The sequence below is a fragment of the Rhodococcus sp. IEGM 1366 genome, from assembly GCF_033142425.1.
Classification (GTDB): Bacteria; Actinomycetota; Actinomycetes; order Mycobacteriales; family Mycobacteriaceae; genus Rhodococcus_F; species Rhodococcus_F globerula.
The window spans coordinates 44,675-69,616 of sequence record NZ_JAWLRZ010000001.1; the positions used below are offsets into that span (position 1 = coordinate 44,675).

Annotated in this window: 27 protein-coding genes; 13 read left to right on the forward strand and 14 right to left on the reverse strand. The window is 61.9% G+C overall.

What is annotated here, in order from left to right; all coding sequences use genetic code 11:
- Window positions 1-32 precede the first annotated feature (32 nt).
- Genes R4P64_RS00200 through R4P64_RS00210 form a run of 3 tightly spaced genes read right to left on the reverse strand, consistent with a single transcriptional unit; the run spans window position 33 to window position 3,563 of the window.
- Window positions 33-1,553 carry an AMP-binding protein gene (locus R4P64_RS00200; RefSeq protein WP_045064976.1) on the reverse strand — a complete coding sequence of 507 codons (1,521 nt, stop codon included), beginning with the start codon at window positions 1,551-1,553 and terminating at the stop codon, window positions 33-35.
- A gap of 34 nt (window positions 1,554-1,587) precedes the next feature.
- A complete protein-coding gene (locus R4P64_RS00205; RefSeq protein ID WP_045064978.1) occupies window positions 1,588-2,709 on the reverse strand; it encodes a DUF5938 domain-containing protein in 1,122 nt (373 codons plus the stop codon).
- A gap of 50 nt (window positions 2,710-2,759) precedes the next feature.
- The gene (locus R4P64_RS00210; RefSeq protein WP_317818837.1) at window positions 2,760-3,563 is read right to left on the reverse strand and encodes an SDR family NAD(P)-dependent oxidoreductase; all 804 of its coding nucleotides are present in this window, start codon (window positions 3,561-3,563) and stop codon (window positions 2,760-2,762) included.
- A gap of 189 nt (window positions 3,564-3,752) precedes the next feature.
- Between R4P64_RS00210 and R4P64_RS00215 the strand changes: the two genes are divergently transcribed.
- A complete protein-coding gene (locus R4P64_RS00215; RefSeq protein ID WP_116102730.1) occupies window positions 3,753-4,460 on the forward strand; it encodes a TetR/AcrR family transcriptional regulator in 708 nt (235 codons plus the stop codon).
- On the opposite strand, the gene R4P64_RS00220 is transcribed toward R4P64_RS00215, so the two are convergent.
- Window positions 4,457-5,080, reverse strand: a complete 624-nt coding sequence (locus tag R4P64_RS00220; RefSeq protein ID WP_261984489.1) for a TetR/AcrR family transcriptional regulator — start codon at window positions 5,078-5,080, stop codon at window positions 4,457-4,459. The genes R4P64_RS00215 and R4P64_RS00220 overlap by 4 nt on opposite strands.
- 72 nt (window positions 5,081-5,152) lie before the next feature.
- Here R4P64_RS00220 and R4P64_RS00225 point away from each other — a divergent pair, with 72 nt between their 5' ends.
- The 3 genes from R4P64_RS00225 to R4P64_RS00235 all read left to right on the forward strand — a co-directional run bounded on the left by R4P64_RS00225 (window position 5,153) and on the right by R4P64_RS00235 (window position 8,023).
- A complete protein-coding gene (locus R4P64_RS00225; RefSeq protein ID WP_187328524.1) occupies window positions 5,153-5,914 on the forward strand; it encodes an enoyl-CoA hydratase-related protein in 762 nt (253 codons plus the stop codon).
- A 243-nt stretch (window positions 5,915-6,157) separates the two neighbouring features.
- Window positions 6,158-6,673, forward strand: a complete 516-nt coding sequence (locus R4P64_RS00230; RefSeq protein WP_033233232.1) for an OsmC family protein — start codon at window positions 6,158-6,160, stop codon at window positions 6,671-6,673.
- Window positions 6,674-6,709: 36 nt separating this feature from the next.
- Window positions 6,710-8,023, forward strand: a complete 1,314-nt coding sequence (locus R4P64_RS00235; RefSeq protein WP_141485160.1) for a bifunctional o-acetylhomoserine/o-acetylserine sulfhydrylase — start codon at window positions 6,710-6,712, stop codon at window positions 8,021-8,023.
- 64 nt (window positions 8,024-8,087) lie between these two features.
- Here R4P64_RS00235 and bphC read toward each other — a convergent pair whose 3' ends face one another.
- The 5 genes from bphC to R4P64_RS00255 all read right to left on the reverse strand — a co-directional run bounded on the left by bphC (window position 8,088) and on the right by R4P64_RS00255 (window position 12,372).
- Window positions 8,088-9,008: a biphenyl-2,3-diol 1,2-dioxygenase gene (bphC, locus tag R4P64_RS00240; RefSeq protein WP_033233234.1), complete on the reverse strand. Its 921-nt coding sequence runs from the start codon at window positions 9,006-9,008 to the stop codon at window positions 8,088-8,090.
- Between the two features lie 35 nt (window positions 9,009-9,043).
- Window positions 9,044-10,222 (reverse strand): acyl-CoA dehydrogenase family protein, encoded by a 1,179-nt coding sequence (locus tag R4P64_RS00245; RefSeq protein WP_033233236.1) that lies wholly within the window; start codon window positions 10,220-10,222, stop codon window positions 9,044-9,046.
- Window positions 10,223-10,261: 39 nt separating this feature from the next.
- On the reverse strand, window positions 10,262-10,366 hold the full coding sequence (locus R4P64_RS33965; RefSeq protein WP_072782658.1) for a hypothetical protein: 105 nt from the start codon (window positions 10,364-10,366) through the stop codon (window positions 10,262-10,264).
- 160 nt (window positions 10,367-10,526) lie between these two features.
- Window positions 10,527-11,387: an alpha/beta fold hydrolase gene (locus R4P64_RS00250; protein ID WP_033233239.1), complete on the reverse strand. Its 861-nt coding sequence runs from the start codon at window positions 11,385-11,387 to the stop codon at window positions 10,527-10,529.
- Between the two features lie 76 nt (window positions 11,388-11,463).
- A complete protein-coding gene (locus tag R4P64_RS00255; protein WP_033233241.1) occupies window positions 11,464-12,372 on the reverse strand; it encodes an IclR family transcriptional regulator in 909 nt (302 codons plus the stop codon).
- A 137-nt stretch (window positions 12,373-12,509) separates the two neighbouring features.
- Between R4P64_RS00255 and R4P64_RS00260 the strand changes: the two genes are divergently transcribed.
- Both R4P64_RS00260 and R4P64_RS00265 read left to right on the forward strand, forming a co-directional pair.
- Window positions 12,510-13,379 (forward strand): TIGR03619 family F420-dependent LLM class oxidoreductase, encoded by an 870-nt coding sequence (locus R4P64_RS00260; RefSeq protein ID WP_033233243.1) that lies wholly within the window; start codon window positions 12,510-12,512, stop codon window positions 13,377-13,379.
- 31 nt (window positions 13,380-13,410) lie between these two features.
- On the forward strand, window positions 13,411-13,920 hold the full coding sequence (locus R4P64_RS00265) for a nuclear transport factor 2 family protein (RefSeq protein ID WP_033233245.1): 510 nt from the start codon (window positions 13,411-13,413) through the stop codon (window positions 13,918-13,920).
- Window positions 13,921-13,983: 63 nt separating this feature from the next.
- Here R4P64_RS00265 and R4P64_RS00270 read toward each other — a convergent pair whose 3' ends face one another.
- The gene (locus R4P64_RS00270) at window positions 13,984-15,567 is read right to left on the reverse strand and encodes an acyl-CoA synthetase (RefSeq protein WP_033233247.1); all 1,584 of its coding nucleotides are present in this window, start codon (window positions 15,565-15,567) and stop codon (window positions 13,984-13,986) included.
- Window positions 15,568-16,048: 481 nt separating this feature from the next.
- On the opposite strand from R4P64_RS00270, the gene R4P64_RS00275 reads away from it, so the two are divergent.
- Window positions 16,049-16,987 carry a 3-oxoacyl-ACP reductase gene (locus tag R4P64_RS00275; RefSeq protein ID WP_033233249.1) on the forward strand — a complete coding sequence of 313 codons (939 nt, stop codon included), beginning with the start codon at window positions 16,049-16,051 and terminating at the stop codon, window positions 16,985-16,987.
- A gap of 29 nt (window positions 16,988-17,016) precedes the next feature.
- Complete coding sequence (locus R4P64_RS00280; RefSeq protein WP_033233251.1) at window positions 17,017-17,760, forward strand: SDR family NAD(P)-dependent oxidoreductase; 744 nt, start codon at window positions 17,017-17,019, stop codon at window positions 17,758-17,760.
- Window positions 17,761-17,782: 22 nt separating this feature from the next.
- Here R4P64_RS00280 and R4P64_RS00285 read toward each other — a convergent pair whose 3' ends face one another.
- Window positions 17,783-18,688 (reverse strand): amidohydrolase family protein, encoded by a 906-nt coding sequence (locus R4P64_RS00285; RefSeq protein ID WP_051730442.1) that lies wholly within the window; start codon window positions 18,686-18,688, stop codon window positions 17,783-17,785.
- A 126-nt stretch (window positions 18,689-18,814) separates the two neighbouring features.
- Here R4P64_RS00285 and R4P64_RS00290 point away from each other — a divergent pair, with 126 nt between their 5' ends.
- Complete coding sequence (locus R4P64_RS00290; RefSeq protein WP_033233253.1) at window positions 18,815-19,342, forward strand: nuclear transport factor 2 family protein; 528 nt, start codon at window positions 18,815-18,817, stop codon at window positions 19,340-19,342.
- A gap of 5 nt (window positions 19,343-19,347) precedes the next feature.
- Window positions 19,348-20,481 carry an NADH:flavin oxidoreductase gene (locus tag R4P64_RS00295; protein WP_033233811.1) on the forward strand — a complete coding sequence of 378 codons (1,134 nt, stop codon included), beginning with the start codon at window positions 19,348-19,350 and terminating at the stop codon, window positions 20,479-20,481.
- Between the two features lie 12 nt (window positions 20,482-20,493).
- Here R4P64_RS00295 and R4P64_RS00300 read toward each other — a convergent pair whose 3' ends face one another.
- Window positions 20,494-21,057, reverse strand: a complete 564-nt coding sequence (locus R4P64_RS00300) for a ribonuclease H (RefSeq protein WP_219112971.1) — start codon at window positions 21,055-21,057, stop codon at window positions 20,494-20,496.
- Between the two features lie 73 nt (window positions 21,058-21,130).
- Here R4P64_RS00300 and R4P64_RS00305 point away from each other — a divergent pair, with 73 nt between their 5' ends.
- The 3 genes from R4P64_RS00305 (at window position 21,131) to R4P64_RS00315 (ending at window position 23,273) form a co-directional block, all read left to right on the forward strand.
- Entirely contained in the window at window positions 21,131-22,057 is a 927-nt protein-coding gene (locus R4P64_RS00305; protein ID WP_033233255.1) for a DNA-3-methyladenine glycosylase family protein, read from the forward strand.
- Window positions 22,058-22,074: 17 nt separating this feature from the next.
- Complete coding sequence (locus R4P64_RS00310; protein WP_317818838.1) at window positions 22,075-22,746, forward strand: pyridoxamine 5'-phosphate oxidase family protein; 672 nt, start codon at window positions 22,075-22,077, stop codon at window positions 22,744-22,746.
- A gap of 116 nt (window positions 22,747-22,862) precedes the next feature.
- Entirely contained in the window at window positions 22,863-23,273 is a 411-nt protein-coding gene (locus R4P64_RS00315; RefSeq protein ID WP_033233259.1) for a hypothetical protein, read from the forward strand.
- A 29-nt stretch (window positions 23,274-23,302) separates the two neighbouring features.
- On the opposite strand, the gene R4P64_RS00320 is transcribed toward R4P64_RS00315, so the two are convergent.
- Both R4P64_RS00320 and R4P64_RS00325 read right to left on the reverse strand, forming a co-directional pair.
- The gene (locus R4P64_RS00320) at window positions 23,303-23,671 is read right to left on the reverse strand and encodes an ArsR/SmtB family transcription factor (RefSeq protein WP_033233260.1); all 369 of its coding nucleotides are present in this window, start codon (window positions 23,669-23,671) and stop codon (window positions 23,303-23,305) included.
- Window positions 23,672-23,727: 56 nt separating this feature from the next.
- Window positions 23,728-24,924 carry an acetyl-CoA C-acetyltransferase gene (locus tag R4P64_RS00325; protein ID WP_092804087.1) on the reverse strand — a complete coding sequence of 399 codons (1,197 nt, stop codon included), beginning with the start codon at window positions 24,922-24,924 and terminating at the stop codon, window positions 23,728-23,730.
- Window positions 24,925-24,942: the final 18 nt, after the last annotated feature.

The following is a 24,942-nucleotide window of genomic DNA, read 5'->3' on the forward strand; positions in this document are numbered from 1 at the left end:
CGCCCTTAACCTGTCAATGACTCATCCCGGACTTATCCCTGCAACACCCCCTTGATCTCGTTCTTGAGCACCTTCCCCACTTTCGACCGCGGCAGATCTTCCCAGACGACAACCTCTTTCGGTGTCTTCACGCTTCCGATGCGAGCCTTCACAAAGGCCATGACTTCGGCTCCGTCGATGACAGCTCCCTGATGCGGCTGCACTACAGCCACAACGCGCTCGCCCCACTTGTCGTCAGGGAGGCCGATCACCCCACAGTCCTGAATTCCCGGATAGGCCATGAGGGCCTGCTCGACCTCCACCGAATAGACGTTGAATCCCCCGGTGATGATCATGTCCTTCGCCCGGTCGACGATGAACAGGAAGTTGTCCTCGTCCAGATATCCGATATCACCAGTGTGATGCCATCCGTGTGCCGATGCCTCCGCACTGGCTTCGGGGTTCTTGAAGTACCCCGCCATCACCAGCGAACTGCGAATCACGACCTCACCGCGTTCCCCACGCCCGAGCAGTTGCCCCTTGTCGTTCATGATTGCGACGGTGACCAAAGGCGACGGGCGTCCGGCGGAGGACAGCCGCTCGGTTGCAATGGCACCGTCCGGGCCGAAATGGTCCTTCGGTGCCATCGTGGAAATCATCATCGGCGCTTCGCTCTGGCCGAACAGTTGCGCCATGACCGGCCCGATCTTGGTGATCGCCTCCCCCAGCCTGGTCGGCGAGATAGGCGCTGCGCCGTACCAGAAGCATTGCAGCGAGCCAAGATCCGTATCCGCCAGATCAGGATGCTCGAGCAGCATATAGATCAGCGTCGGCGGCAGGAACGTGTGCGTGACCCGATGCCTCTGTACGTTCTCCAAGAACGCACCGAGATCGGGTTTCGGCATGATGACAACCTCCCCGCCCAACGCCATAATCGGAAAGCAGAGAACCCCGGCCGCGTGTGTCAACGGCGCCAACGCGAGATACACGGGACGACCCTCGAACGGGTAGCTCATCAACGTGATCGCTGTCATCGTCTCGATATTGTGGCCGGTCAGCATCACACCCTTGGGGCGCCCGGTGGTGCCGCCGGTTCCGACGAGCATGGTCACGTCGTCGGGCGGCGACGCCTCCGAATCTTGCTCCCCGAGCCACTTTTCGAGGGACGGCGCCCAGTCGGTCTCACCGTCGATGCAGACCAGCGTCGCCAATTTCGGCAGCGCCTGCCGGATCGAATCGACAAGAGGCGCATACGACTTCTGAAAGAACAGCGCCCGAGTATCGAACAGATCCAACAGGTCACGGTTTTCCGCAGCCTCATTGCGCGGATTGATCGGACACCACACCGCACCCGCCCGGCTGATACCGAAAACGCACGAAAACGAGATCGGATCATTGCCGGACAGGATGGCCACTTTGTCTCCCGGGGCAATCCCGGAGGCTGCAAGGGATGAGGCAAACCGGCGACTGAACTGTTGAACGTCACCGTAGGTGAGCGTGCGCTCCCCCATCGTCAAACATGGCGCGGTGGAACCGAGAGAGGCTCCCTTGTCGAGATAGTCGGTCAAACGCATAGCGGGAGCCTCTCAGGCAGAATCGAATGGTGGTCTAGGTGTTGACGGTGATTTCCGGCTCCAGCACCAAACCGAAACTCCTTAGCGCACCGAGCAATTCACGGTGACCGAAGGCCTGGCACGCCGACGCCAACCCGGCACGCTTGGGCGGCTGCTGCAGCAGCGAGTGAGCCGCGTACGCCTGCAGCAGGCCCGTCTGCTTGTAGTTGCAGTTGCCGTGGATGACGACGTGAGCACGTCCGAGCGGACCGGATGCGTACACCGAGTCCATCGACGTGTTGATGCGCGGGTTTTCCCGTGGCGGCATGCCTGCCTGCACCGAACCGGCGATTTCCGCCAGCGCTGCCTCCTGCTGATCGGCGGGCAACGTCTTGATCTGCTCTTCCACCATCTTCTGGGTGGCAACAACACCTTCCATCACCGACCGATCGAACACGCCACCCGCAGCCTTGACGTTGGACACGCGCGGGTCGTTCTTGAACCACACAGGATGGCAGGTTCCGCCCCACGGCAAAGCGAGAGCGGTTTCGTGCTGACCCGGAACAACAACGTCGAAGGTCGAACCGGGCGCCCACTGCACGTACTTGTTCTGCTCGAGGTAGTACCAGTTGGCTTTGAGGATCGTGAAGATGGTCTGGGTGGACGCGTACGTGGGAAAGCCCTTCCACAACACCAGAATATCGAGCGTGTCCAGGCCCGGATTCTCCAGCGCGATGTTGGCAGCGATCTCACCTGTCGTGTACATCTGCGCAATACCGGGTGAGAGCAACAAGCCTTTCTCCTGGTACTTGTCGCCGAACTTCTCTTGGACGTCGAGAACCCAGTCCTGCTCACCGGTGGTGTCCATGTAGTGGCAGCCGGCATTGAGCGCTGCCTCGACCACGGTGCCACCCAACTTGATGAACGGGCCAACCATGTTGCTGACTACCTGTGCGCCGGTGAACAACTCGGTCAATGCTTCTACCGTATGCTCCACCTCGACCACTTCGTGATCAACAGTGTCGAGGCCGGGGATCTTGTCGAGCACTTCCTGGATGCGTGCGGCATCTCGGCCGGCGGCGATGAACGGAATGTTGAACTCACGCAGGTATTCACACACGAGGCGTCCTGTGTACCCGGAAACGCCGTAGACGACGACTGGCTTCTTGTCAGACATGTTGGTTGAACCTTTCGAAGTTGGGGTCGAGCCGAAAAAGACTGTGTGGGTTACATACCCATGCCGCCGTCGACGGGCAGGCCGATACCGGTAATGAAGCGGGCAGCATCCGAGGACAGGAAGACGACCGCGTCCGCCATGTCGTTCACTTCACCGAGACGTCCGAGTGGCGTAAGGCCGATGACGTCGCCAACGGCCGCCTCCGCGCTCGGCCACAAACCGAGCTTCTCCATGTCCGACGCGAGACCCAGCCCCATCTCCGTCGCGACAAGTCCCGGATAGACGCAGTTCACGCGTACTCCGTAGCCGAGTTTTCCGGACTCCGTCGCAGCAACGCGGGTAAAGCGGTCGACGGCGGACTTGGTGGCCGAGTACCCACTGATTCCGGGAAACGGAATAGTGGCCGCAACCGACGAGATGTTGATGATGGAACCGCCGCCGCCGGCAATCCCACCAGGCCGCATGCTGCGCAAACCGTGTTTGGTGCCGAGCGCGGTGCCGAGGATGTTCACCTCACACATCCGGCGGATGTCATCCGCGTCCAGGTCCACCACGAGCGAAGAGATTTCAATGCCCGCATTGTTGACGAGGATGTCGAAACCGCCCAGGGTCTCCGTCGTGGCAGCGACCGCGTCAGCCCAGTTGGCGTCGTCGGTGACGTCCAGCTTCACAAAGCCGGTCTTGGCTCCGCCCGAACCGACGGCCTCCGCGGTTGCCCGGCCCTCGTCCTCGAGAACGTCGCCGATCATCACCGACGCTCCCGCCTTTGCCAACGCCTCTGCCATTCCTGCACCGAGACCCTTGGCGCCGCCTGTGACCAGTGCTTTTCGTCCCTCGAGATCAAACATGCTCATTTTTCACTGCCTCCATGACTGAAATGAATCTCGCGATGCCACCGTTCACAGCGACGCTGCCAAGTGGTGTGAGTCACAGAGTATTCAACTTTGGACGAGTGTCAAGAGAAATCTTGACGACTGTCAAGATTTTGTTACACGATCGTCAAAGAGCAGGGACTACACTGTTTCCAGCAGCCGGTCATACTGATGGCACACATCGCACGAACAGGACGTAACGCCGTGACTACCACCGTCGAGAATGCAAGTGGGACAACCAAAAAGTCCTCCCCGAGCAATGCCGACAAGGTCTCACGTCGGCAGGTCGACAAGTTCTCGGATCGCCGCGACGAGCTGGCCGAAGCAGCGTTGCAAACGCTCGCCGAACTCGGATATGCGCGTACCAGCCTGCGCGAAATCGCTCAGAACTCCGAGTTTTCCCACGGCGTCCTGCACTACTACTTCAGCGACAAAGTCGACCTGATCACACACTGCGTTCGCCACTACAAGGCGCGTTGCGTCACCCGCTACGACGGCATAGTCTCCACTGCGCAGACACCCGACGAGCTGCGAGCGGGCTTCGGCGCTATCTTGGCCGAGACCATGATCAACGAGGCGACCATGCACCGGCTCTGGTACGACCTGCGAGCACAGTCTCTGTTCGAGGATTCTTTCCGCGCGGATGTGGCCGCGATCGATGAAAGCCTCGAAAACATGATCTGGCGCATCGTCAGCCGCTACGCAGAGCTCCTCGACACCGAACCCACCATTACGCCCGCCGCTATGTACGGAGTTTTCGACGGCCTGTTCCAACAGAGTCTGCTTCGCCATTTCTCCGGCGACGCGAGCGCAGCCACGTATCTGTCCGGCGCCGTACAGTCGATTCTCTTACAGGTGGTGCCCACACCACACGCCTAGCGGGCAGCGATACTATCCGTGACAAACCTTGCGCCACGATCGAATTCGGCCACCACATCGTAGCCGGCATCCTGACGCCAGAACCTGACCAGCGTGCTGTAGACGCCACCGATCATCTGCGCCAAGAACAACGGTGGATAGTCGGCTCGAACTTCACCGGTCTCGAGACCGGCCGTGACGATGCGCAACAGTTCCACGTGAAACCGCTTGTCGTGGGCGGCTCCCGCACCGGATGCGGCAAAGTCGCGTTCCAATTCCGTTGTCACCATACGCAAATAGCGTGGATGCTTCACCGCTTGCAGTGCAAAATCCTCGAAGAGCTTGACGATTCGATCCGTCGTGGACATCGGCGTACCCATGAGCTTGTCCACCATTGACGCCAGCCGATCCAGATGGTCGCTGTGCAGCGCTTCGAGAACCGCATCCTTGCCCTGAAAATAATTGAAGAAAGTAGCCCGCGAAACTTCTGCCCGTTCGGCGATATCCTCGACGGTAGTGCTGGCAAATCCTTGCGCCGAGAAGAGAACACGGGACGCGGACAACAACCGATCGTTGGTGTCGCGCTTGTTCTGCTCGCGTTTGGAAACCATGTCTTTGGAAACCACGTCTTTCGAAACCACGCGGACTCGCCTCCTCAGCCCTTGGCCTTGCAATCAGCGTACGTAAGAATATAGATGGACTACAGTCCAATTATGTCGACTGTAACCACTGAACGCCAGGGCAAAGTACTTATCGTTCGGATCGAACGCGAAGAACGTCGCAACGCCATCAACCGCGAAACCGCCGAAGGCATCGAATCCGCACTCGACCTCCTCGACGACGATCCCGAGCTGTGGGTCGGCATCATCACCGGCACAACCTCCGTCTTCTGCGCCGGCACCGACATCCGTGAGCGCGCCGACCTTCGCATGCCGCGCGGTGGCGAATACGGCATCATCCGGCGACAGCGCAACACGCCGTTGATCGCAGCAGTCGAGGGATACGCATTGGGCGGCGGATTCGAAATCGCCCTGGCCTGCGACTTGATTGTTGCTTCTCGCACAGCACAATTCGGCCTTCCCGAGACCCGCCGCGGATTGGTCGCCACGTCGGGAGCCCTGTTCCGGGCACCACGCGCACTACCTCTCAACGTTGCCCGTGAACTCTTGATTACCGGCCGCACACTCGATCCCGAACGCGCGCTGAATTTGGGCGTCGTCAATGCGGTAACCGAACCGGGCAAGGCGCTCGACGAAGCATTGGCTATGGCGTCGGAAATCTGCGAATCCTCCCCCACCTCGGTGAGCCTGACTTTGAAGTCGGTGAATGCCCTGTACACCGAAGATGATTCGCAGGGCTGGAATGTCACCGACACGGCGCGCGATCACATCCTGCAATCGCCGGACATCGCCGAGGGACTCGACGCATTTGCCAACCGCCGAGTGCCACGTTGGAACAACGCCCCGACCGCATGAGCAACCAGCATTCGGGACAGATTCCCTATAGGGCTGGTGGGAAAGGTTGCCAGCCGGTTACAGTCACTGGCGTGACGGGATTCGGCGCATACACGACACGCACGCTGCTGACGCGGCGTCGCCATGTCGATTTTGCGCACGTCTGTACCTCTGGGTGTCCGATCTTCTGATCGGACCTACTTCCGCGGTCACCGCCCGCGGAAGGTATTCGTATGCTCACCCAGATCAGGGGATCTTTCTGTCATGACCACCGCATCCGTTTCACACTTGAGTTCCGTTGTTGCCGCGAACGCTGACGCGATCGGCAAGGACTCCGGCAAGGCTCATGTCGTCTTCAAGGCGTCGGCGCAAGCCCACGATGCCGTTGCCAGCACAGTCACGCTCGGCAAATACAGCGTCGAGGTCGACGAACCGCCGGCCCTCGGCGGCGAGAACACTGCCGCCAATCCGGTCGAGTACTACCTCGCTTCACTTCTGTCCTGCCAGGTGGTGACGTATCGAGTATGGGCGGACAAGCTCGGCATCCGACTCGACGACATCTCGGCACGCGCCGAGGGCGACCTCGACGTGCGCGGCTTCTTCGGATTCGACGACGCTGTCCGCCCCGGTTTTTCCGAGGTTCGTGTGGTTGTCACACTGACCGGCCCGGAATCGCGTGAGCGCTACCTGGAGTTGCAGGAGACGGTCGACGCCCATTGCCCCGTGCTTGATCTCACCCGCAATCCTGTTCCAGTGCATACAGTCGTCGAAACCGCCTGACCCGCATCAATCACCTTCACTACGGAGTATGAATTCATGAGCGAGAACACCCCAGCCGAAATTGATCCGACCGCCAACTGGTCGTTCGAAACCAAGCAGGTCCACGCCGGGCAGGGCCCCGACAGCGCCACCAATGCTCGGGCACTGCCGATCTACCAGACCACCAGCTACGTCTTCGACAGCACCGACCACGCCGCCGCGCTGTTCGGCCTCGCCGAACCCGGCAACATCTACACCCGCATCATGAACCCGACGCAGGATGCAGTCGAACAGCGCATCGCTGCCCTCGAAGGCGGAGTTGCGGCTCTACTGGTCGCGTCCGGTCAGGCTGCGGAGACGTTCGCGATCCTCAACCTCGCCGAAGCCGGTGACCACATCGTCTCGAGCCCGCGTCTGTACGGCGGCACGTACAACCTTTTCCACTACACGCTGCCCAAGCTCGGTATCACCGTCGACTTCGTCGAAGACCCGGACAACCTCGATCACTGGCGCGACGCAATCCGTCCGAACACCAAGGCGTTCTACGGCGAAACCATCTCCAACCCGAAGAACGACGTGTTCGACATCCCCGGCATCAGTGCGATTGCCCATGAGAACGGCATCCCGCTGATCGTGGACAACACCGTTGCAACTCCGTATCTCATTCAGCCGCTGAAGCACGGCGCGGACATCGTCGTACACTCCGCCACCAAATACCTTGGCGGACATGGCACCGCGATTGCCGGCGTCATCATCGACGGCGGAACTTTCGACTGGACCCAGGGTCGCCACACCAATTTCACCACCCCGGATCCCAGCTACCACGGCGTCACCTTTGCCGACCTCGGTGCGCCCGCTTACGCTCTCAAGGCCCGCGTTCAGCTTCTGCGCGACCTCGGTTCGGCAATCGCACCGTTCAACGCGTTCCTGATTTCGCAAGGCATCGAAACGTTGAGCCTGCGTATCGAGCGCCACGTGTCCAATGCGCAGAAGGTGGCCGAGTTCCTCGACAGCCGCGCCGAGGTTACGTCGGTGGCCTACGCCGGACTGCCGTCATCTCCGTGGCACGAGCGCGGAAAGCAGCTGGCGCCCAAGGGCACCGGCGCGATCGTGGCGTTCGAGCTGGCCGGTGGGGTCGATGCGGGTAAGAAGTTCGTCAACGCCCTGACTCTGCACAGCCACGTCGCCAACATCGGTGACGTCCGCTCGCTGGTCATCCATCCCGCGTCGACGACGCACTCGCAGCTCACTCCCGAGGAGCAGCTCGCGTCGGGCGTTACCCCGGGACTCGTCCGCCTGGCAGTCGGAATCGAAGGAATCGACGATATCCTCGCCGACCTCGAAATCGGTTTGGCTGCAGCAGCTTCCTGATCGCCGACAACAAAAGGCTCGGCCCCGACGCGAAAGTCGGGGCCGAGCCTTTTGCCGGGTGAAACTAGCTCTTGGGCGTGAAGGCCGCAAGCGGTTCGCTTGCGGACCAGTCGTGGCCCCAGTAGCTGTCCGCTGTGATTTCCTCAGCGGTGTAGAACGCTTCGTCGACCAGCATTCCCTCGCAACCGAATTCGAGGTCCCAACCACCGGGAGCGCGCACGTAGAACGACACCATCTTGTCGTTCGTGTGGCGCCCCAAGGTCGAGGAGATCGTGAAGCCGAGCTTGGCGACACGATCGAGTGCCTGACCGACAGAGTCGAGGGTCTCGGCTTCCATCATCAGGTGCACCAGACCAGGCTCGTCGACCGGCGGGGCCGGGCACAGAGCCAGGCTGTGGTGACGCTGGTTGACACCCATGAAGCGGACACGGCGAGCTGGCGGCGGCGCGTCGATACCGCCGAGGCGAATGGAGCCGCGCGGCAGGAAGCCGAGAACCTCGGTGTAGAAGGCGTGTGCTTCGTCGAAACGCGTGACGGGGAGCACGACGTGGCCGAGTCCCTGATCGCCGGTGACAAAGCGTCCACCGTGCGGGGTGACCAACGGGCTGTGGTCGAGAACCGGCCCGAAGAAGACCTCGACACGGTTGCCGTTGGGATCGTTGAACGCGATGACCTGCTCGGCGTCGCGGTAGCTGGCATCGGTCTCGGAGAGAACCTCGACCTCGACCCCGGCCTTCTCGACGGCTTCGCGAACACGCTGGAGCGCGAACTGATCTCGCACTTCCCAGCCCACTGCCAGCGCCTTGTCCGACTCACCCGGAAGGACGATCAGTCGCGAGCGACGCTCGTCCAGACGGAGGTAGAGGCCGTCGGGTTCCGGGCCGCTGCCGACCGCGAGACCGAGTCCGTCAACCACGAGCTCGCGCCAGCGAGCCACGTCCTGCGTTTGGATCCTGAGATACCCCAGGCCCCGAATTTCAGTCATGCCTAACCGTCCTTGCTTCGAAAGTATTTGTGGGACTAGATCATCGAGCGGTGGATGCCCTGCGGCTCGCCACCGAGCTGCGTCAGGGTCGACGCGTGGAAGATCGATCCGGGCACGTGGATGGCATGCGAGAGACCCGCGTGCGCGTCACGCCAGAATCGCTGCATCGGAGTGCTGAGCTGGAGGGCGCCGCCGCCGGAGCGAGCGAAGATCTCGTCCACTGCGCGCACTGCACGCCACGCGGCAGCCGTCTGAGTGCGTCGGCCGATGGAACGAAGTTCGAACGAAACTTCCTGGCCCTTTTCGGTCATGTCCCAGAAACGGTCGACCGTCTCGAGGATCGCCGCGCGCGAAGCCGCGATCTCCGCAGCAGCCTCGCCGATGGCGAAGAGTACGTACGGATCTTCCTTGATCGGGACACCACTGACTGTGACGCGCTCACGCTGGGCTGCAATGTTGCAGGCCAATGCGCCTTCGGCGATACCGATCAACGAGGAGGTGATGCCGAGCGGGAAGATGCAGGAGAACGGGAACTTGTACAGGGTCTCCGTGCGGCCGGCTTCCTTCCACGCGCTGCCGTCGTACACCTTGGACGCGTCGATGGTGCGGTAGGCGGGGAGAAAAGCATCCTTGATGATGAGGTCCTTGGAACCGGTGCCTCGCAGGCCCACGACGTTCCAGCTGTCCTGGTCGATTTCGTAATCGCTACGCGGCAGCAGGACGTGCAGGTGCTTCGGCGGCATGAGGGGCTTGCCCTCGGCGTCGCCGACCATCGCGCCGATCATGACCCAGTCACAGTGATCCGTTCCCGAGGAGAATGACCAGCGACCGTTGAGGATGTAGCCACCGTCGACGGGACGAGCAACACCCATCGGTGCGTACGGGGAAGCCATCCAGGTGTCCGGGTTCTCGCCCCAGACCTCTTCCTGCGCCTTCTTGTCGAAGAATGCAAGCTCCCACGGGTGGACGCCAACGATGCCGCTGACCCAGCCGGTTGCGCCGTCCATCGCGCCGATAGCCATTGCCGTCTCGGCGAACTCACGCGGGTGCGATTCGAGCCCACCGAATTCCTTGGGCTGGAACATGCGGATGACGCCGGAATCGCGAAGACGCTTCGCGTTGCCGTCCGACAGCTGCATGATCTTGTCGCCCTCGACGCCGCCTGCGCGGATCTCGTCGGCGAACTGAGAGATGTTGTCTAGAACCTGTCCCATGGTTTTCTCGGCTTTCTGGTTTCGGTACCCGGCGAATGCCTAGGCAGACTTCTTCGCGGCGAGTCCAAGCGCGATGTCGATCAACTGGTCTTCCTGCCCACCAACTACCTTGCGGCGGAAAACTCGCTGCGTATCACTGAGCATCGCGTCCTCCTGGAAGATCTGGCGAGGTGAAAATCTGTTGGTGAAACCGTGGCAGGTGCGGATCGGTAGTGCAGAAATGCTTCCCGGTGAGTGGGAGCAGCCCCTGTGCGCCTTTTTGGTAGTGGGAACTGCCGGAAAGGCGCACGGGGGCCGAAGGCCCTTACGGGCGGGTAAGGAATGCCAGAACTGCCGAGACCCAGGCGTCGCGGGCCTCGATCATCGTCCAGTGACCGCACCTGGGGAAGATGTGCACTTCACCGTTGGGAATGTCGCGCATCGGCAGAATCGCCATGTCGACGGGGCTGACGCGGTCATCGCGACCCCAGGTGAGCAGTGTCGGAGCCTTGATCTTGTTCAACTGTGCCCAGTACGGAACATCCGTCGACGCAGCAGCGGCGGCGCCCATAGCGGCCATGGCCTTGCTGCTGTACATCCGGCGTGCGATCTCGAGGGTCGTCGGCTCGGTGGCGAGCGCCCAACGCTCTTCGATGAGCTGCTCGGTGACAACGGCCGGGTCGAAGACCATCGACTGCAGCCAACGGATCAGGGCTTCGCGGGTGGGGTTGTCGGTGAATTCCATGAGGAGCTTGATGCCTTCACCGGGGCCGGGCGAGAAGGTGTTCTTGCCCATGCCACCGATGGTGACGAGCTTGCTGACGCGGTGCGGTTCGTCGATCGCGACCTTGGTGGCGACAATGCCGCCCATGGAGTTGCCGATCAGGTGGACGGGACCGAGACCGAGTCCGTCGAGGAACGCGCTGACCGAAGCCTGAGCCATCATCATCGGATGGCCGTCGCCCGGGTCGCTGACGCCGAAGCCGGGGAACTCGAGAACGTAGCAGTGGAAGTGCTCGGCGAAGTCCGCGAGAACGCCGCGGTAGTTGCGCCACCCGGTGACTCCGGGACCTGATCCGTGCAGCAGCACCAGCGGCGGACCGTCGCCGGCCTCGTGATACCGAAGCACACCGAGATCGGTCTGCAGCTCTTTCAGAGTGTCCTCGTAGCTCAGTTCAGTCGTCATACCCGGAACGGTGCCATCACCGCCGCTGAGCTGCTACGAACCGTCCCGATCAGCGAGACAGAAAGGGCAAGAAAACTCAGATCCACTGCTCGGTGGACGCCGCCAGAAGTCGGTCCATCGTGTCTGCCGAGAAGGTGTTTGTCGGGATCGGAGGAGCCTTGCGGCCACGGCGAGGCGCACCCAGCTCGGGGTACAGCGAGCGCGAGACCTCACGGGCCGCGTCGACTACCAACGGGGCGACTCGCTCGAGCTGAGCCGTCCGCATGTCGCCGCACAACGCAATGCTGCCGACGGGGCCTTCATGCCCACGAATCGCAGCGGCCACGCATGCCAGGCCGCGAGCGGATTCACCGCGCTCGAAGGCCAAGCCCCGGCGCTGACGGATGCGGTTGAGTTCCTGATGCAAGATGCCGATCTCCGCGATGGTGTTCTCGGTACAGCGCGGAAGGGTCGCGCCGAACAAGGCGTCGACGCGCTCCGGATCGATCCACGCGAGCATCGCCTTGCCGCCCGCGGTGGAGTGCGCAAGAACCCGGCCACCGACGCGCGACGGGAGTGCAGCGGCAAACCGGCCGCCGACCTTGTCGAGATAAACAGTTTCACGGCCGTCGAGCACCGAGAGGTGCACAACCATTCCGGTCTGAAGGTGCAGTTCGTGCAGGAGGGGTGCAGCAGCTTCACGAATCTGGCTGTGGCCACCGTCGCCGCCACCGAGGCCGAGTGCACGCCGTCCGAGGCAGTAGCCGAACGATGCGTGATCTACCCAGTCGAGCTTGACGAGCTGATCGAGAATGCGGTGGACGGTGGAGCGCGGCAACTGCGTGCGGCACGCCACCTCTTCCAGGGTGAGCCGTGCTGCGCGTCCGTCGAAGGCGTCGAGAATCAGCGTCATCCGCTCGACCATCGACGGCGGAAGATCCTTTTTAGCCTGAGCGCTGGTCGGCTGAGCAGTGGTCATGGTGTCGTTGATTTCAACGATGGTCATTGACGCCTCCCGGAAACTGGAATTGATTCTAGTGACTATAACCCAGGTCACAGTATCTGGAAAGCCAATCCGACAATCTCATCCCGATCACCGGAAATTTCTGTGCCAGAACTGCTCGTCGCAGCTATAAACGCTCGATGCACCTCGGACTCGTCACACCGGTACTGATCCAGCACCCCAGCACCCGATCAGATTGGGAAGCGACGGCTGAGATCGACGAGGTCGCACAGATCGCCGAAACTGCTGATCGCCTCGGTTTTCACCACCTGACCTGCAGTGAACATATCGCAGTTCCCACAGAAATAGCCGGAGAACGCGGCGGAACCTACTGGGATCCGCTCGCAACACTCGGATATCTTGCGGCTCGAACACGCACTATTCGGCTCGCAACTCAAGTGCTCGTGCTGGGATACCACCACCCACTGGAGATCGCGAAGCGCTACGGAACGCTGGATCGGGTCAGCAACGGGCGACTTGTCCTCGGCCTCGGAGTCGGGACGCTAAAAGAAGAATTCGATCTCATAAACGCTCCGTTCACCGATCGTGGAGCTCGCGCCGACGACGCCCTCGCAGCGCTGCGCACCTCGCTCTCCACTCCGCTCCCGGAGTACCACGGCGAGTTCTACGACTACTCGGGATTTGTTGTCGAGCCGCACGCCGTCCAACCGCGAGTGCCTCTCTGGATCGGTGGCCGCACCAAGCGCTCACTGCGCCGCGCACTCACCCATGGCGACGGCTGGGTTCCCTTCGGACTGCGCCTCTCGGAGCTCGCGGACATGCTCGCGGCAGCGCCGCTCCCCGAGAACTTCGACGTCATCTTGTCCACTGGCGCAGCCTTCGATCCGCTCGGCGACCCGGAACGCGTCGTCCGCTCACTGACCCGAGTCCGCGACGCCGGTGCCACGATCGCCAGCACGTCGATCAGCGCGTCGAGCGCTGAGCACTTCGCGGAACAACTCGAGGAACTTCACCGCATCGCCCTCGCCGAGGGCATCGATTTCACCTGATAGATCCACTTCGTCTACGTAAGGAATGCCGATGACCGACGCCACCGCACTGAGCAACTCACTTGCCCTGGTCGAATCACTGATTGCCCGAGTCGAATTGCTCGAAGACAAGCTGGCCATCACCGAACTGCTCACCGCGTACAGCCCGGCCGTCGACAGTGGATCTGCCGACGAGGTCGCAAACCTGTGGCTCGAGGACGGTGTCTACGACGTCGACACGGGAGCAATGCACGGCCGTGGCGAACTCCGCGCCATGGTGCGCAGTGCCGCTCATCAGAACTGGATCATGAACGGCGCAGCGCACATGATGACGCCGGCGCACATCCGCATCGACGGCAACAAAGCCGTGGCAACCTGCCACTCGCAGCTCGTCATCAAGGATCCCGAGAACCCGTCCGGATTCAAGGTTCTCCGGATCACCGCGAACCGGTGGGAACTGGTCAAGAACGACGGCGTCTGGAAGGTCGAATTGCGTACGAACGCGCTCCTCGACGGCCGCCCCGAAGCCCGCGCCCTCTTGGCCGCAGGAGTAACGAACTAGTTCTGCGCTCTGCCCGAGCGTCATCCAGCGCGTCCCTCACAAAACGCGCTGGATGACGTCGAACTAGTTAGCTTCCGTCAAAGTTGCCTTGGCCCAGCGGTAGTCGGCCTTGCCACTGGGAGAACGACGGATCTCCGACACGCTCACGACGGTACGAGGCACCTTGTACCGCGCGACCTGAGACGCGCAATGCTCACCGATCTCGGCGAGGTCCGGGACAGCGAAACCGTCACGAGTGGTGATGACCGCAGCCACGCGCTCGCCGAACTTGTCGTCCGGCACTCCGGCAACCAAGGCGTCGAGAACAGCCGGATGACTCTTGAGTGCCTGCTCGACCTCTTCGGGGTACACCTTCTCGCCACCGGTGTTGATGCACTGAGAACCGCGCCCCAGCAGAACGATCGAGCCGTCGGCCTCGACCCGTCCGATGTCGCCGAGTACCGACATGCGGACGCCGTCGACGACGGGGAACGTCGCTGCCGTCTTCACGGGATCGTTGAAGTATCCGACCGGAACGTGACCGGAACGAGCGATGTACCCGGTCTCGGGTGAACCGGGCTCGAGCGGACGCATCCGATCGTCCACGACACGAGTCTCGTCGCGAGCGGCGATCCGCATCAAGCCGTCCGCGCCGATCTCGAGGTTGCCGTCGACGCCGGACTCGGACGAACCGAAACCGTCGCGGATGATCAGGTTCGGAAGAATCGACTTCAACTGCTCACGCAGTGAGAGCGAGAACAACGCTCCGCCGGACGAGACCATGCCCACCGTGCTGAGGTCGTATTCGGCCGCGTTCGCAGCCAATTCGTCGGCGAGCGGGCGTGCCATCGCGTCGCCGACAACGGTGATGGAGACGGCCTTTTCGCTCCCGGCAAGCTGGAGCGTCTTCTTCGCGTCGAAACGCGCCATCAGAATTGCGTTGGCGCCCATGAAGAATCCGGTGAACAACGAGTAGGACGCCGCGCCGTGCATCAGCGGTGCAGTGCTGAGCATGTTCATCGCGGGGACGTGCGGCACAGCGGCGTACAGATCTTCGGCCTTGACGTGCGGAGGGCCGAACGGGTTTCCACCTGTGAGCGCTGCGAAGTAGAAATCCTCGTGACGCCACATGACGCCCTTGGGCATACCCGTCGTGCCGCCGGTGTAGATGACAAAGAGGTCGTCTTCGCTGCGCGGCCCGAAGTCTCGCTTGGCCGACTGCGCCTGCGTTGCAACGTCGTAACTGATGCTGTCGACGCCGGCAAGCTCGGCTTCGCCGACGACGACAACATGCTTGACGCCGGGCGTTGTGGGAAGGATCGACGCGACGGTGTCGGCAAACTCCTCGTCGACGATGAGTGCGACCGCCATGGAGTCGTTGTAGAGGTACGTCAGCTCGGCATCGACGTAGCGGTAGTTGACATTGATCGGCACTGCGCGAATCTTGAGGCAGCCCAACAGGCTCTCGACGTATTCGATGCTGTTGCGCATGTGCAAGGCGACGTGATCTCCCGGTCCGACGCCAACACTCGCGAGGTGATGGGCGATGCGGTTCGAGCCTTCGTCGAGTTCCGCGTATGTCCGTCGACGCCCGTCGCACACGATTGCCGTGCGGTCCGAGATCAAGTCCGTTACGCCCTCGTACAGATCTGCCAAATTCAGTGACACTGTTGGTGCCTTCCGTTATTTCAGGTGCGGCAGGTCCGGCCCGGCCGCATCTAGTGGTACTTCGAGTGCGTCATCCGCCGATCCGACGTCCCAACAACGATGCCAGGAGCTGCGCAGATCCTCCCGTTGTTCCACCCGATGCAGCCAGAGCGGATCCTGCTGTGAGGATCTCCGACGATTGGCTGGGGCGTAGATGCTTCCGAGCAGGCGAGTCGTTGAACATGGGTTGCTCCGGGCAGTGTCGGCGGTGACGCAAGTGCGTGCGCGCCCGGTCGGCGCGTAGCCACAAGGTGGCATGTCCAGCTCGTGACCTACATCACCGCTCCCACTGACCGGGACTGTAGTGTTCTGGCTCGCATTTCTGATCAAAACTAGAACTAATTCTGATTTTGACTCTGCTAGTTTTGCCGAATTTACGCCAAAATAGATTGAACAAATTAGAATGAATACTAATTTCTGACCCGGATCGAAGGAGCACGACATGACGCAATCACTGAGCTTGGAAGGCAAAGTAGCCGCAGTCACCGGTGCCGGCGCCGGACTCGGCCGCGCGGAGGCACTCGGCCTCGCAGCAGCCGGCGCAGCCGTCATCGTCAACGACATGGGCCCCGCAGCCAATGACGTGGTCGACGAGATCAAGGCTGCAGGCGGACAGGCCATCGCCATCACGGGCGACGTCTCCGACTGGTCTCTCGGTGCGCGCTTCGTCGAGGAAGGCGTCAAGAACTTCGGCTCCTTCGACATCCTCGTCAACAACGCGGGCATCCTGCGCGACAAGATGATCTTCAACCTGACCGAATCCGACTGGGACGACGTCATTCGCGTGCACCTCAAGGGCCACGCCGCAACCTCCCATGCAGCTGCAGTGCACTGGCGCGCCGCAAGCAAAGCAGCTGATGCTCCCGTCTACGGACGCATCATCAACACCTCCTCCGAAGCCTTCCTCTTCGGCAGCGCCGGACAGCCCAACTACTCGGCAGCCAAGGCCGGCATCACGGCTCTGACGCTCTCGAGCGCAGCCGGCCTCTCCCGTTACGGCGTCCGCAGCAACGCAATCTGCCCGCGCGCCCGGACAGCAATGACAGCAGATGCGTTCGGCGAGAACAACACCGGTGTCACCGGTCTCGATCCGCTTGCACCCGAGCGTGTTGCAACTCTGGTCAGCTACCTGGCTTCGCCCGCCTCGGACGAGATCAACGGACAGGTCTTTGTCGTCTACGGCAAGATGGTGGCGCTGATGGAAGCACCGAAGGTCGAGAACCGTTTCGACGCAGCCGGATCCGCGTTCACCGTCGAAGAGCTCGGTGGTCAGCTCTCGTCGTACTTCTCGGGCCGTGGCCCCTACGAGACCTACGCTGCTTACAGCATCGCCGGCCTCGAGAAGATCGCACTCGCAGTCGACGAGACCGCAACCGTCTAAACAGCATCAAACACAGAAGGAGCGTTTTCATGAGGTTGAACGGCAAGGTAGCGATTGTCACCGGCGGCGCCGGCGGAATCGGTCGCGCAATCACCCGAGTCTTTGCCCGTGAAGGCGCGAAGGTCCTGTTCGTCGACATCAACGACGAGCAGGGCCAGGCCCTCGAGCAGGAACTGGCCGGCGCCGGCAAGTTCCTCAACGTCGACCTTGCCGCCGCAGGTTCGGCCGAGCAGATCCGCGACGCCGCACTCGAGGCGTTCGGCAAGCTCGACATCCTGGTCAACAACGCCCACGCGTCTCGTCAGGCCCCGCTGCTGGAAACCACGCAGGACATGTTCGACCTGTCCTTCAACACCGGCTTCTACCCGGTTGTCCACCTGATGCAGGCGTGCCACGACGAACTGGCGAAGACCAAGGGTTCGGTCATCAACTTCGCCTCCGGTTCAGGCTTGGACGGTATGCCCACCCAGACGTCGTACGCAGCGGCCAAGGAAGCTGTGCGCGGTCTGACCCGCGTCGTTGCCAACGAGTGGGCGCCGGAAGGCATTCGGGTCAACGTGGTCTGCCCGTTCGCCGCAACCGAAGGCGTCGTCAAGTGGCAGGAAGCCTTCCCCGAGCGTGCAGCCGCGTCGGTGGCCAAGGTTCCTCTCGGACGTATCGGTGATCCCGAAACCGACATCGCTCCCGTCGTCGTGTTCCTCGCGAGCGACGACTCGCAGTACATGACCGGTCAGACGTTGATGGCCGACGGCGGCAGTATCAAACTGCGCTGAGCTGAAGTTCTTCTCGGTGAGCTCAGCTCACCGAGAAGAGCTTGGCCGCGTTGTCGTGTACGACGGCGCGCAACCACTCGTCCCCGAGATCGAACCGCGTAAGTGCTTGCAACGATTTGAGATACGGGTACGGAATGTTCGGGAAATCGCTCCCGAAGAGTATCCGGTCCTGCATGTCGATCAGGCGAGAGATATCCGACTTGGGAAAGGCACACTGCTCTTCCGTGAAGTCGGTGAACGCCATGGTGGTGTCCAGGCGCACATTCCCGTACGCCTCTGCAAGATCAAGGAATTCGCTGTACTCCGGCATACCCATGTGCGCGATGATCAGCGGCAACCTCGGGTAGCGCGCCAGCAACGACGCGATTCGATCCGGCCCGGTGAACGTACCCGGCGCCGGCCCTGAGCCACAGTGAATGACGATGGGTGTCTCGGCGTCCTCGAGTTGGCCCCACACGTTGTCGAGCAACGGATCGTTAGGGTCGTAATTGCCGACCTGGATGTGGGACTTGAAGATTCGCGCGCCCGACTCCAACGCTTTCCCGACGTACGACGCGGCCGTCTCTTCGGGATAGAACGTGGCCGTATGTAGGCAATCCGGCGTTTGGGCGGCAAACTCGACGGCCCACTGATTGAGCCACTCAGCCATCGCGTTCTTGTGCGGGTAGATCATCGAGGTAAAGGCGCGGACTCCGAATTCACGCAGCCGCTGTACGCGTTCCTCTTCCACCAGGCGATACGTGATCGGCCATGGTCGACCGATCATCGGCCCTGCCGAGTCGAAGTACCCCCACACTTTGTCCATGACACTCTTGGGCATGAAATGGGTGTGAACGTCGATCAAGCCCGGAACACCCAGCTCATCCCAAAAGTCCCGAACCGCGGCGATCTCCTCGGCCCCGGGGACCGAATCCGTATCTACGCACATAGCGAGCGCTCCTTCCGTTTGCTCGACCATACCGAGTGTTGTCGCGCTCACTGAGACAGGTGATTGACGGCAAGGCCGTACGCACTCGAATCTGAAGGCATCTTGCCGATTACTGCTGGAGGTTGCATGTCTTTGACCGAGTCCGAAGTCGCGTCACTCAGTCCTGTCGAGGAACTACTCGCAATCGAGGAAATCAAGAAGGTCTTCTCGGCTCGCCTGCGTTGCATGGACACCAAGCAGTGGCATATCTACCCGACACTGCACACCGAGGACGTCGTCAGCGAAACCTGGGGCGGCCTCCCCACGGACAAGCAACCCAAGACCGGTGACACCTCCAATCAGGTGGTCGGTATCGAGAAACTCACCAACGCCATCCGGAACATGCTCGACGGCGAGATTCCTCTCACCACGGCGCACCACGCACACACACCTGAAATCGTGTTGACCTCCCCCACCACCGCCACGGGAATCTGGGCGATGGAGGACATGCTGTGGTGGAACGACGGTGAGAAGGAATTGCACCTGCACGGCTACGGCCACTACCACGAGGAATACCGCAAAGAGAACGGTAAGTGGCTGATCAGCTACCGCACTCTCACGAGGTTGCGCGTCGATCAGGACCCCGGATTCTTCCGATTCATGAAAGCACTGTGATTGACATGACCAGTCCCCTTTTCCAGCCTTTGCGCATTCGTTCGCTCGAATTGCCCAACCGCATCGTCATGTCCCCGATGACGCGGACCTACTCCATCGAGGGCGTCCCCGGTCAGGATGTCGCCGACTACTACCGTCGACGCGCTGAGGGCGGCACCGGCCTGATCGTCACCGAAGGCGTTGCGATCGACCACGTAACTGCGGTCGACCATGCCAACGTCCCCAACCTGCATACGCCCGCCGCTCAGGCCGGCTGGCGCAAGGTCATCGACGACGTTCACGGCGCCGGCGGCAAGATCGTGCCGCAGCTCTGGCACGTCGGCCCGTTGTGGGGCGCGATGACGCAGATGGATCCTTCGCTCAAACCGATGCGCCCGTCCGGTGAGTGGGGCCCGCTCGGTGTCACCTCGTACTCTGCCGCCTACGTCGAGCGCGCTCAGGCAACAACCGACGCGATGACCGAGCAGGACATCGAAGACGTGATCGCCGCCTACGTCCGCAGTGCGAAGCACGCTGTCGAGCTCGGCTTCGACGGCATCGCCATCCACGGCGGCCACGGCTACCTACTGGATTCCTTCTTCTGGGAAGGCACCAACCGGCGCGACGACGCGTGGGGCGGCGACTTGGAGCGTCGTACCAAATTCCCCGCAGCCGTCGTTGCGGCGATCCGCGAAGCCATCGGCCCCGATCTGCCGATCATCTACCGCTTCTCCCAGCACAAGCAGCAGGATTTCACCGCGAAGATCGCGGAAACCCCGGAAGAGCTGGGCGTGATCCTGGGCGCTTTGGTCGATGCCGGGGTCGATGTGCTGGACGCCAGCATCCGACGCTTCGACGTTCCCGCCTTCGAAGGCAGCGACCTCTCGCTCGCCGGCTGGGCCAAGAAGCTGACTGGCGCCGTCACCATGGCCGTGGGCAGCGTCGGCCTCGGAAAGTCACTGCGCGACAGTCGCATCGAAGGCGTTGCACCCGTCGTGGACAACATCCCCCAGCTCGAGGAGCGCATCGGTAGCGGAGAGTTCGATCTGATCGCGATCGGCCGCTTGCACTTGGCTGATCCGGCACTCGCCACCACCCTGCGTGCCGGCGGCCCCTTGCCGGCATTCGATCGAGCGGTGCATGAGGGCAGCTTGATCTAGGGGCTACGCCTTTTAGAACAGCGTGAACAGATCTTCCGGTTCGACAGCCGTCGTGGACTTCTCCTTGTACGAGGAGTTCACGACGGTTACTTCTTTTTTCACCGGCACCGGTGCCTGCGCAGCAAGTGGTACCGACTCGATGTCCCCGGAGACAATCGCACGGGCGGCTTCGCCTGCCAGCTTGTCGGCCATCTCGTTGTAGTGGTTGCCCACGTGCCCGCGGACCCAACGGAAACGCACCGGCCCGACACGATCGGTGATGGCACGGTCGATGCTCTGCACAAGTTCCAGGTTCTTGACAGCGCCGCCGCTCGCGGTTTTCCAGCCCTTGCGCTTCCAACTCGGCAGCCACTCCGACGCACATTTGATGGCGTACTGGGAGTCCGATTCGATGAGCAAAGGCTCGTCTCCGGGGTGAGCGACAACGGCCTCGAAGAGCGCCCTCAACTCGGCGATCTGGTTGGTTCCGGATGATTCGCCGCCCGACATCGACGGACCCTCGTGATTTACCCAAGCCCAGCCGATAGCTCCGCCGGGGTTGCGCAGACAGGATCCGTCGGTGCTCACGATGATCATGGCTCGGACCTTACGTTGCCCCACCGACATGTGTCTGAACGCGGGGCGACCGTTGCAGATACGCTGGCCGACGATGACGCCGAAACTCGAGGCTGCCGAAGTCACGGTGACTTCTCAGCGACCACTCGATGCCGCGCTGACGCTCAGCCCGCATCAGCGCGGACCTGGCGACCCCGCTCACAGACGTACCCCGGACGGCGCGATCTGGCGAGTTTCCCGCCAACTTTCGGGTCCTGTGACCTACCGCATTACACAGTCGGATCGCCACACCGTCCGCGTGCAGTCGTGGGGCGTCGGCGCTACGGAGTTCCTGAGCGGAGCCGAAGCATTGCTCGGTCTCGACGACGAAGCCGACGATTTTGCTCCCGAACATCCCAAGCTGGCCGAAGCTCATCGACGCTTCCCGCATCTGCGGATCGGACGCACCGGACGCGTCATGGAGGCTCTCGTCCCCGCCATCCTCGAACAACGTGTCCACGGCGTCGACGCCTTTGCAGCGTGGCGACGTCTGCTGACCAAGTTCGGAGAACGAGCTCCCGGACCGGCGCCCGACGGAATGCGAGTTCCACTCACCGCGGATCAGTGGCGACGGATGCCGTCGTGGGAGTTTCATCGCGCGAACGTGGACCCGGCAAGATCCAAGACGATCGTGCAGTGCGCTCGGGTCGCCGATCGGCTCGAGCAAGCGTCAACCTTCTCGAGGGCGGAGGCGACGAGGCGATTGCGAGCCGTGCCCGGCGTCGGAATCTGGACCGCCGCCGAAGTTGCCCAGCGTGCATTCGGTGATTCCGACGCTCTGTCAGTGGGCGACTACCATCTCGCCGCAGTAGTCGGCTGGTCCCTCCTCGGGGAACCGATCGACGACGCTCGTATGGTCGAGTACCTCGCTCCCCTGCAACCGCATCGGTATCGGGCGGTCCGGCTCCTGCAGGTCAGCGGCCAGGCCGTCAAACCGAAGTTCGGGCCTCGCACCGCAATCGCCGATCACCGTTGGCACTGAGCGCAAGGAGAGTAATGATGTCGAGTCGATACGCACACATCGCGTTCTCACCCGCTGCGGTCGAGCGCCAGCGCGAGTCGGGCAGTTTCACGATCTACGGATCCAAACTCGATCAGCCCGATACCGGCCCCATGGAATTCGACTCTCGCGCTCGGGGTTTCGTTACATCTGTCGATTCGTTCTTTCTGTCCACGGTCACTTCCGACGGTTGGCCGTACATCCAGCATCGTGGTGGTCCCCGCGGGTTTCTCCACGTGTTGGGTCCGAACCGGATCGGCTTTGCCGACCTGCCCGGAAATCAACAATTCGTGACACTCGGCAACCTCGAGACCAACAACCGCGTCTCGCTCTTTGTCGTCGACTATCCGACACGAACCCGCCTGAAAATCTACGGCCGCGCTCACGTAGTCGACGCCGATGCCGACCCCACGCTGCTGCAACAACTTCTGGAGGTTCCCGGCGGCATCATGTCGGCCAAGGCGCAGCGCTCGATAGTCATCGACGTGGAAGCATTCGATTGGAACTGCGCGCGAAACATCACTCCGCGCTACGACAAGGAACGAATGGACGAATCTCTGGCGCTTGCCCGCAGGCCACTACAGGAACAGATCGACTCACTCCAGGCGGACGTTGCCAGGCTCGCCGCCGAGAACGAAGCGCTCCGCGCTCGAGTGTCGAATAACGAATGAGACTGGGCGGTTTCAGAGGTATCGGAGCCGGGTAGCCACTTGTCACGACCCGTCGCGAGGAAGTCGACGGGTCCGCTTGTGCCCGAAAGTTCCACACAGACAGATTGGCTTTCCCCATGAAACTGTCCCGAACTCTGACCATGACCGCGATTGTCGTTGCTGCCGTCGGCGCAGGCGCCGGCACGGCTGTTGCAGCTCCGAACACCGGCTTCGATCCGTTCAACCAACCGGTAAGCACGAACAGTCCAACTGCAGCGACGCTTTTCCCGGGTAACGATGCCAAACAAGCTGCGTTCGACACCATGACGAACGAAATCAATATCGGGTGGAACAACGGCGGCTTGCAGTCGACGCTCGGCGGTGCGGCCACAGGTATCGGGATTGGGTGCTTGTCGATCTTCCCCAACTTCATCGCCGGATGCATCGTCGGCGGAGCCATCGGAACGGGTATCGGTCTGGGCAACGGCATCATGAACGGAAACCCGAATGCCGCACCGGCAGTGGAGAAATTCTTCGCCACTCCCTAGTTCAGTCGTGGTATTTCAGTCGTGGTAGTTCAGTCGTGCGAGTGACCATGTGTGGGATCGTCGCCGAAGTGCGTGGCACCGATCGAGTGAAGTAGCTGGTGAACGGTGTCGTCAGCCAATTGGTAACGCATCGAACGGCCGTCTCGCGTGGCTGTCACCCACCCCTGGCTCCGAAGCAGCCGAAGTGCATGCGAGACAGCCGTCCCGCTCATTCCCAATGCCACGGACAGGTCCGTGACGCAGATCCCCGGCGCGTGATGCAGACACAGGAGAAGCCGAAGGCGATTGGCATCGGACAGCAGTTCAAACCTGTTGGACCACACAGTCACGTCCAGGCCTTCGAGCGCCGCCTGCCCGCGCCGGACATCGGCGATGTTCAAAGCGCCGCTTGACTCCATGCCCGACCGCCTCCGTAGTGCTGTTATCCCTCATACGGAGTGTACCCAGGGGACGCTCAGGCGGATTCCACCACAGCGGCCAGGCCCTGCCCGCCGCCGATACACATGGTCAGCAGCGCTTTTCCGCTACCGCGGCGACTGAGTTCATGCAGGGCTGTAGTCGTCATCCGGGCACCCGTCGCACCGACGGGATGTCCGAGTGAAATTCCGGACCCGTTGACATTGAGCCGATCGAGGTCCTCGAAGCCCCATTCCTTCACGACGCCGAGAACCTGGCACGCAAATGCCTCGTTCAGCTCCACCAACTCGAAATCGGAGAAGCTGCCGCCGGTCCGGGCAAAGAGCTTCGATACTGCTGCGACGGGTCCGAGTCCCATCAGCGCGGGTTCACAGCCGGCGGCAGCCCAACTGTCCAGGAAGCCGATCGGTTCGAGACCCAACTCGTCCAGTCGATCTTCGGCAACCACCAACATCGCAGCCGCAGCGTCATTCTGCTGACTGGCATTTCCGGCCGTGACGACGCCACCCTTCGTGACGGTCCGCAACCGACCGAGTGTGTCCATCGACGTGTCGTCGCGAATTCCCTCGTCGCTGCGGAACTCCGTGACGTTGCCCTTACGATCGGTCAGTTCCACGGAGACGATCTCGGTGTCGAAACGGCCGGAATCTCGCGCTGCCGTTGCCTTGCGATGACTGTCCACCGCAAACTGATCAGACTGCTCGCGACTGATGTCGCAGCGTTGCGCGACATTCTCCGCGGTTTCGATCATGCCGCTGATCTTGCCGAATCGCCACTCCGGCTGTGACCGCTCACGCCCACGATCGAGCCTGTCGAACAGTTGCAGCCCACCGGCTTTGGTGCCCCATCGCGCTCCGGTGGTGTAGTGCTCAATGCCACTCATTGATTCGACGCCGCCCGCAACAACAACGTCAGCAGCGCCTGTTTGAACCATCATCGCAGCGGTGATGATGGCCTGCAGGCCCGTTCCGCATCGGCGATCCGTCTGGAAACCGGCAACCGAGATGGGAAGCCCGGCCTCGAGCGCTGCCCACCGGCCGATGCACGGTGCCTCCGAATTGGCGTACGACTGCCCCATCGCAACATCGTCGATGCGGGCAGGGTCGATGCCGCTGCGACGAACCGTCTCCTTGATCACTGTGGCTGCCAAAGTCTCGGCAGGCACGTCACGCAGTGCCCCGCCGAAGCGGCCCACCCCGGTCCGAACCGGCGCAACCAGCGCTGCTCGTTTCATGATTTCCTCGAATCTTGT

Excerpts from the sequence above, each read along its gene's own strand:
- R4P64_RS00265 (WP_033233245.1), top strand. The coding sequence starts at position 13,411 with ATGACCGACGCCACCGCACTGAGCAACTCACTTGCCCTGGTCGAATCA.
- R4P64_RS00310 (WP_317818838.1), top strand. The coding sequence starts at position 22,075 with ATGTCGAGTCGATACGCACACATCGCGTTCTCACCCGCTGCGGTCGAG.
- R4P64_RS00260 (WP_033233243.1), top strand. The coding sequence starts at position 12,510 with ATGCACCTCGGACTCGTCACACCGGTACTGATCCAGCACCCCAGCACC.
- R4P64_RS00200 (WP_045064976.1), bottom strand. The coding sequence starts at position 1,553 with ATGCGTTTGACCGACTATCTCGACAAGGGAGCCTCTCTCGGTTCCACC.
- R4P64_RS00250 (WP_033233239.1), bottom strand. The coding sequence starts at position 11,387 with ATGACGACTGAACTGAGCTACGAGGACACTCTGAAAGAGCTGCAGACC.
- R4P64_RS00210 (WP_317818837.1), bottom strand. The coding sequence starts at position 3,563 with ATGAGCATGTTTGATCTCGAGGGACGAAAAGCACTGGTCACAGGCGGC.
- R4P64_RS33965 (WP_072782658.1), bottom strand. The coding sequence starts at position 10,366 with ATGCTCAGTGATACGCAGCGAGTTTTCCGCCGCAAGGTAGTTGGTGGG.
- R4P64_RS00275 (WP_033233249.1), top strand. The coding sequence starts at position 16,049 with ATGACGCAATCACTGAGCTTGGAAGGCAAAGTAGCCGCAGTCACCGGT.
- R4P64_RS00320 (WP_033233260.1), bottom strand. The coding sequence starts at position 23,671 with ATGGAGTCAAGCGGCGCTTTGAACATCGCCGATGTCCGGCGCGGGCAG.
- R4P64_RS00285 (WP_051730442.1), bottom strand. The coding sequence starts at position 18,688 with ATGTGCGTAGATACGGATTCGGTCCCCGGGGCCGAGGAGATCGCCGCG.
- R4P64_RS00300 (WP_219112971.1), bottom strand. The coding sequence starts at position 21,057 with ATGATCATCGTGAGCACCGACGGATCCTGTCTGCGCAACCCCGGCGGA.
- R4P64_RS00255 (WP_033233241.1), bottom strand. The coding sequence starts at position 12,372 with ATGACCATCGTTGAAATCAACGACACCATGACCACTGCTCAGCCGACC.
- R4P64_RS00215 (WP_116102730.1), top strand. The coding sequence starts at position 3,753 with ATGGCACACATCGCACGAACAGGACGTAACGCCGTGACTACCACCGTC.
- R4P64_RS00205 (WP_045064978.1), bottom strand. The coding sequence starts at position 2,709 with ATGTCTGACAAGAAGCCAGTCGTCGTCTACGGCGTTTCCGGGTACACA.
- R4P64_RS00280 (WP_033233251.1), top strand. The coding sequence starts at position 17,017 with ATGAGGTTGAACGGCAAGGTAGCGATTGTCACCGGCGGCGCCGGCGGA.
- R4P64_RS00315 (WP_033233259.1), top strand. The coding sequence starts at position 22,863 with ATGAAACTGTCCCGAACTCTGACCATGACCGCGATTGTCGTTGCTGCC.
- R4P64_RS00295 (WP_033233811.1), top strand. The coding sequence starts at position 19,348 with ATGACCAGTCCCCTTTTCCAGCCTTTGCGCATTCGTTCGCTCGAATTG.
- R4P64_RS00225 (WP_187328524.1), top strand. The coding sequence starts at position 5,153 with ATGTCGACTGTAACCACTGAACGCCAGGGCAAAGTACTTATCGTTCGG.
- R4P64_RS00290 (WP_033233253.1), top strand. The coding sequence starts at position 18,815 with ATGTCTTTGACCGAGTCCGAAGTCGCGTCACTCAGTCCTGTCGAGGAA.
- bphC (WP_033233234.1), bottom strand. The coding sequence starts at position 9,008 with ATGACTGAAATTCGGGGCCTGGGGTATCTCAGGATCCAAACGCAGGAC.
- R4P64_RS00235 (WP_141485160.1), top strand. The coding sequence starts at position 6,710 with ATGAGCGAGAACACCCCAGCCGAAATTGATCCGACCGCCAACTGGTCG.
- R4P64_RS00305 (WP_033233255.1), top strand. The coding sequence starts at position 21,131 with ATGACGCCGAAACTCGAGGCTGCCGAAGTCACGGTGACTTCTCAGCGA.
- R4P64_RS00245 (WP_033233236.1), bottom strand. The coding sequence starts at position 10,222 with ATGGGACAGGTTCTAGACAACATCTCTCAGTTCGCCGACGAGATCCGC.
- R4P64_RS00230 (WP_033233232.1), top strand. The coding sequence starts at position 6,158 with ATGACCACCGCATCCGTTTCACACTTGAGTTCCGTTGTTGCCGCGAAC.
- R4P64_RS00325 (WP_092804087.1), bottom strand. The coding sequence starts at position 24,924 with ATGAAACGAGCAGCGCTGGTTGCGCCGGTTCGGACCGGGGTGGGCCGC.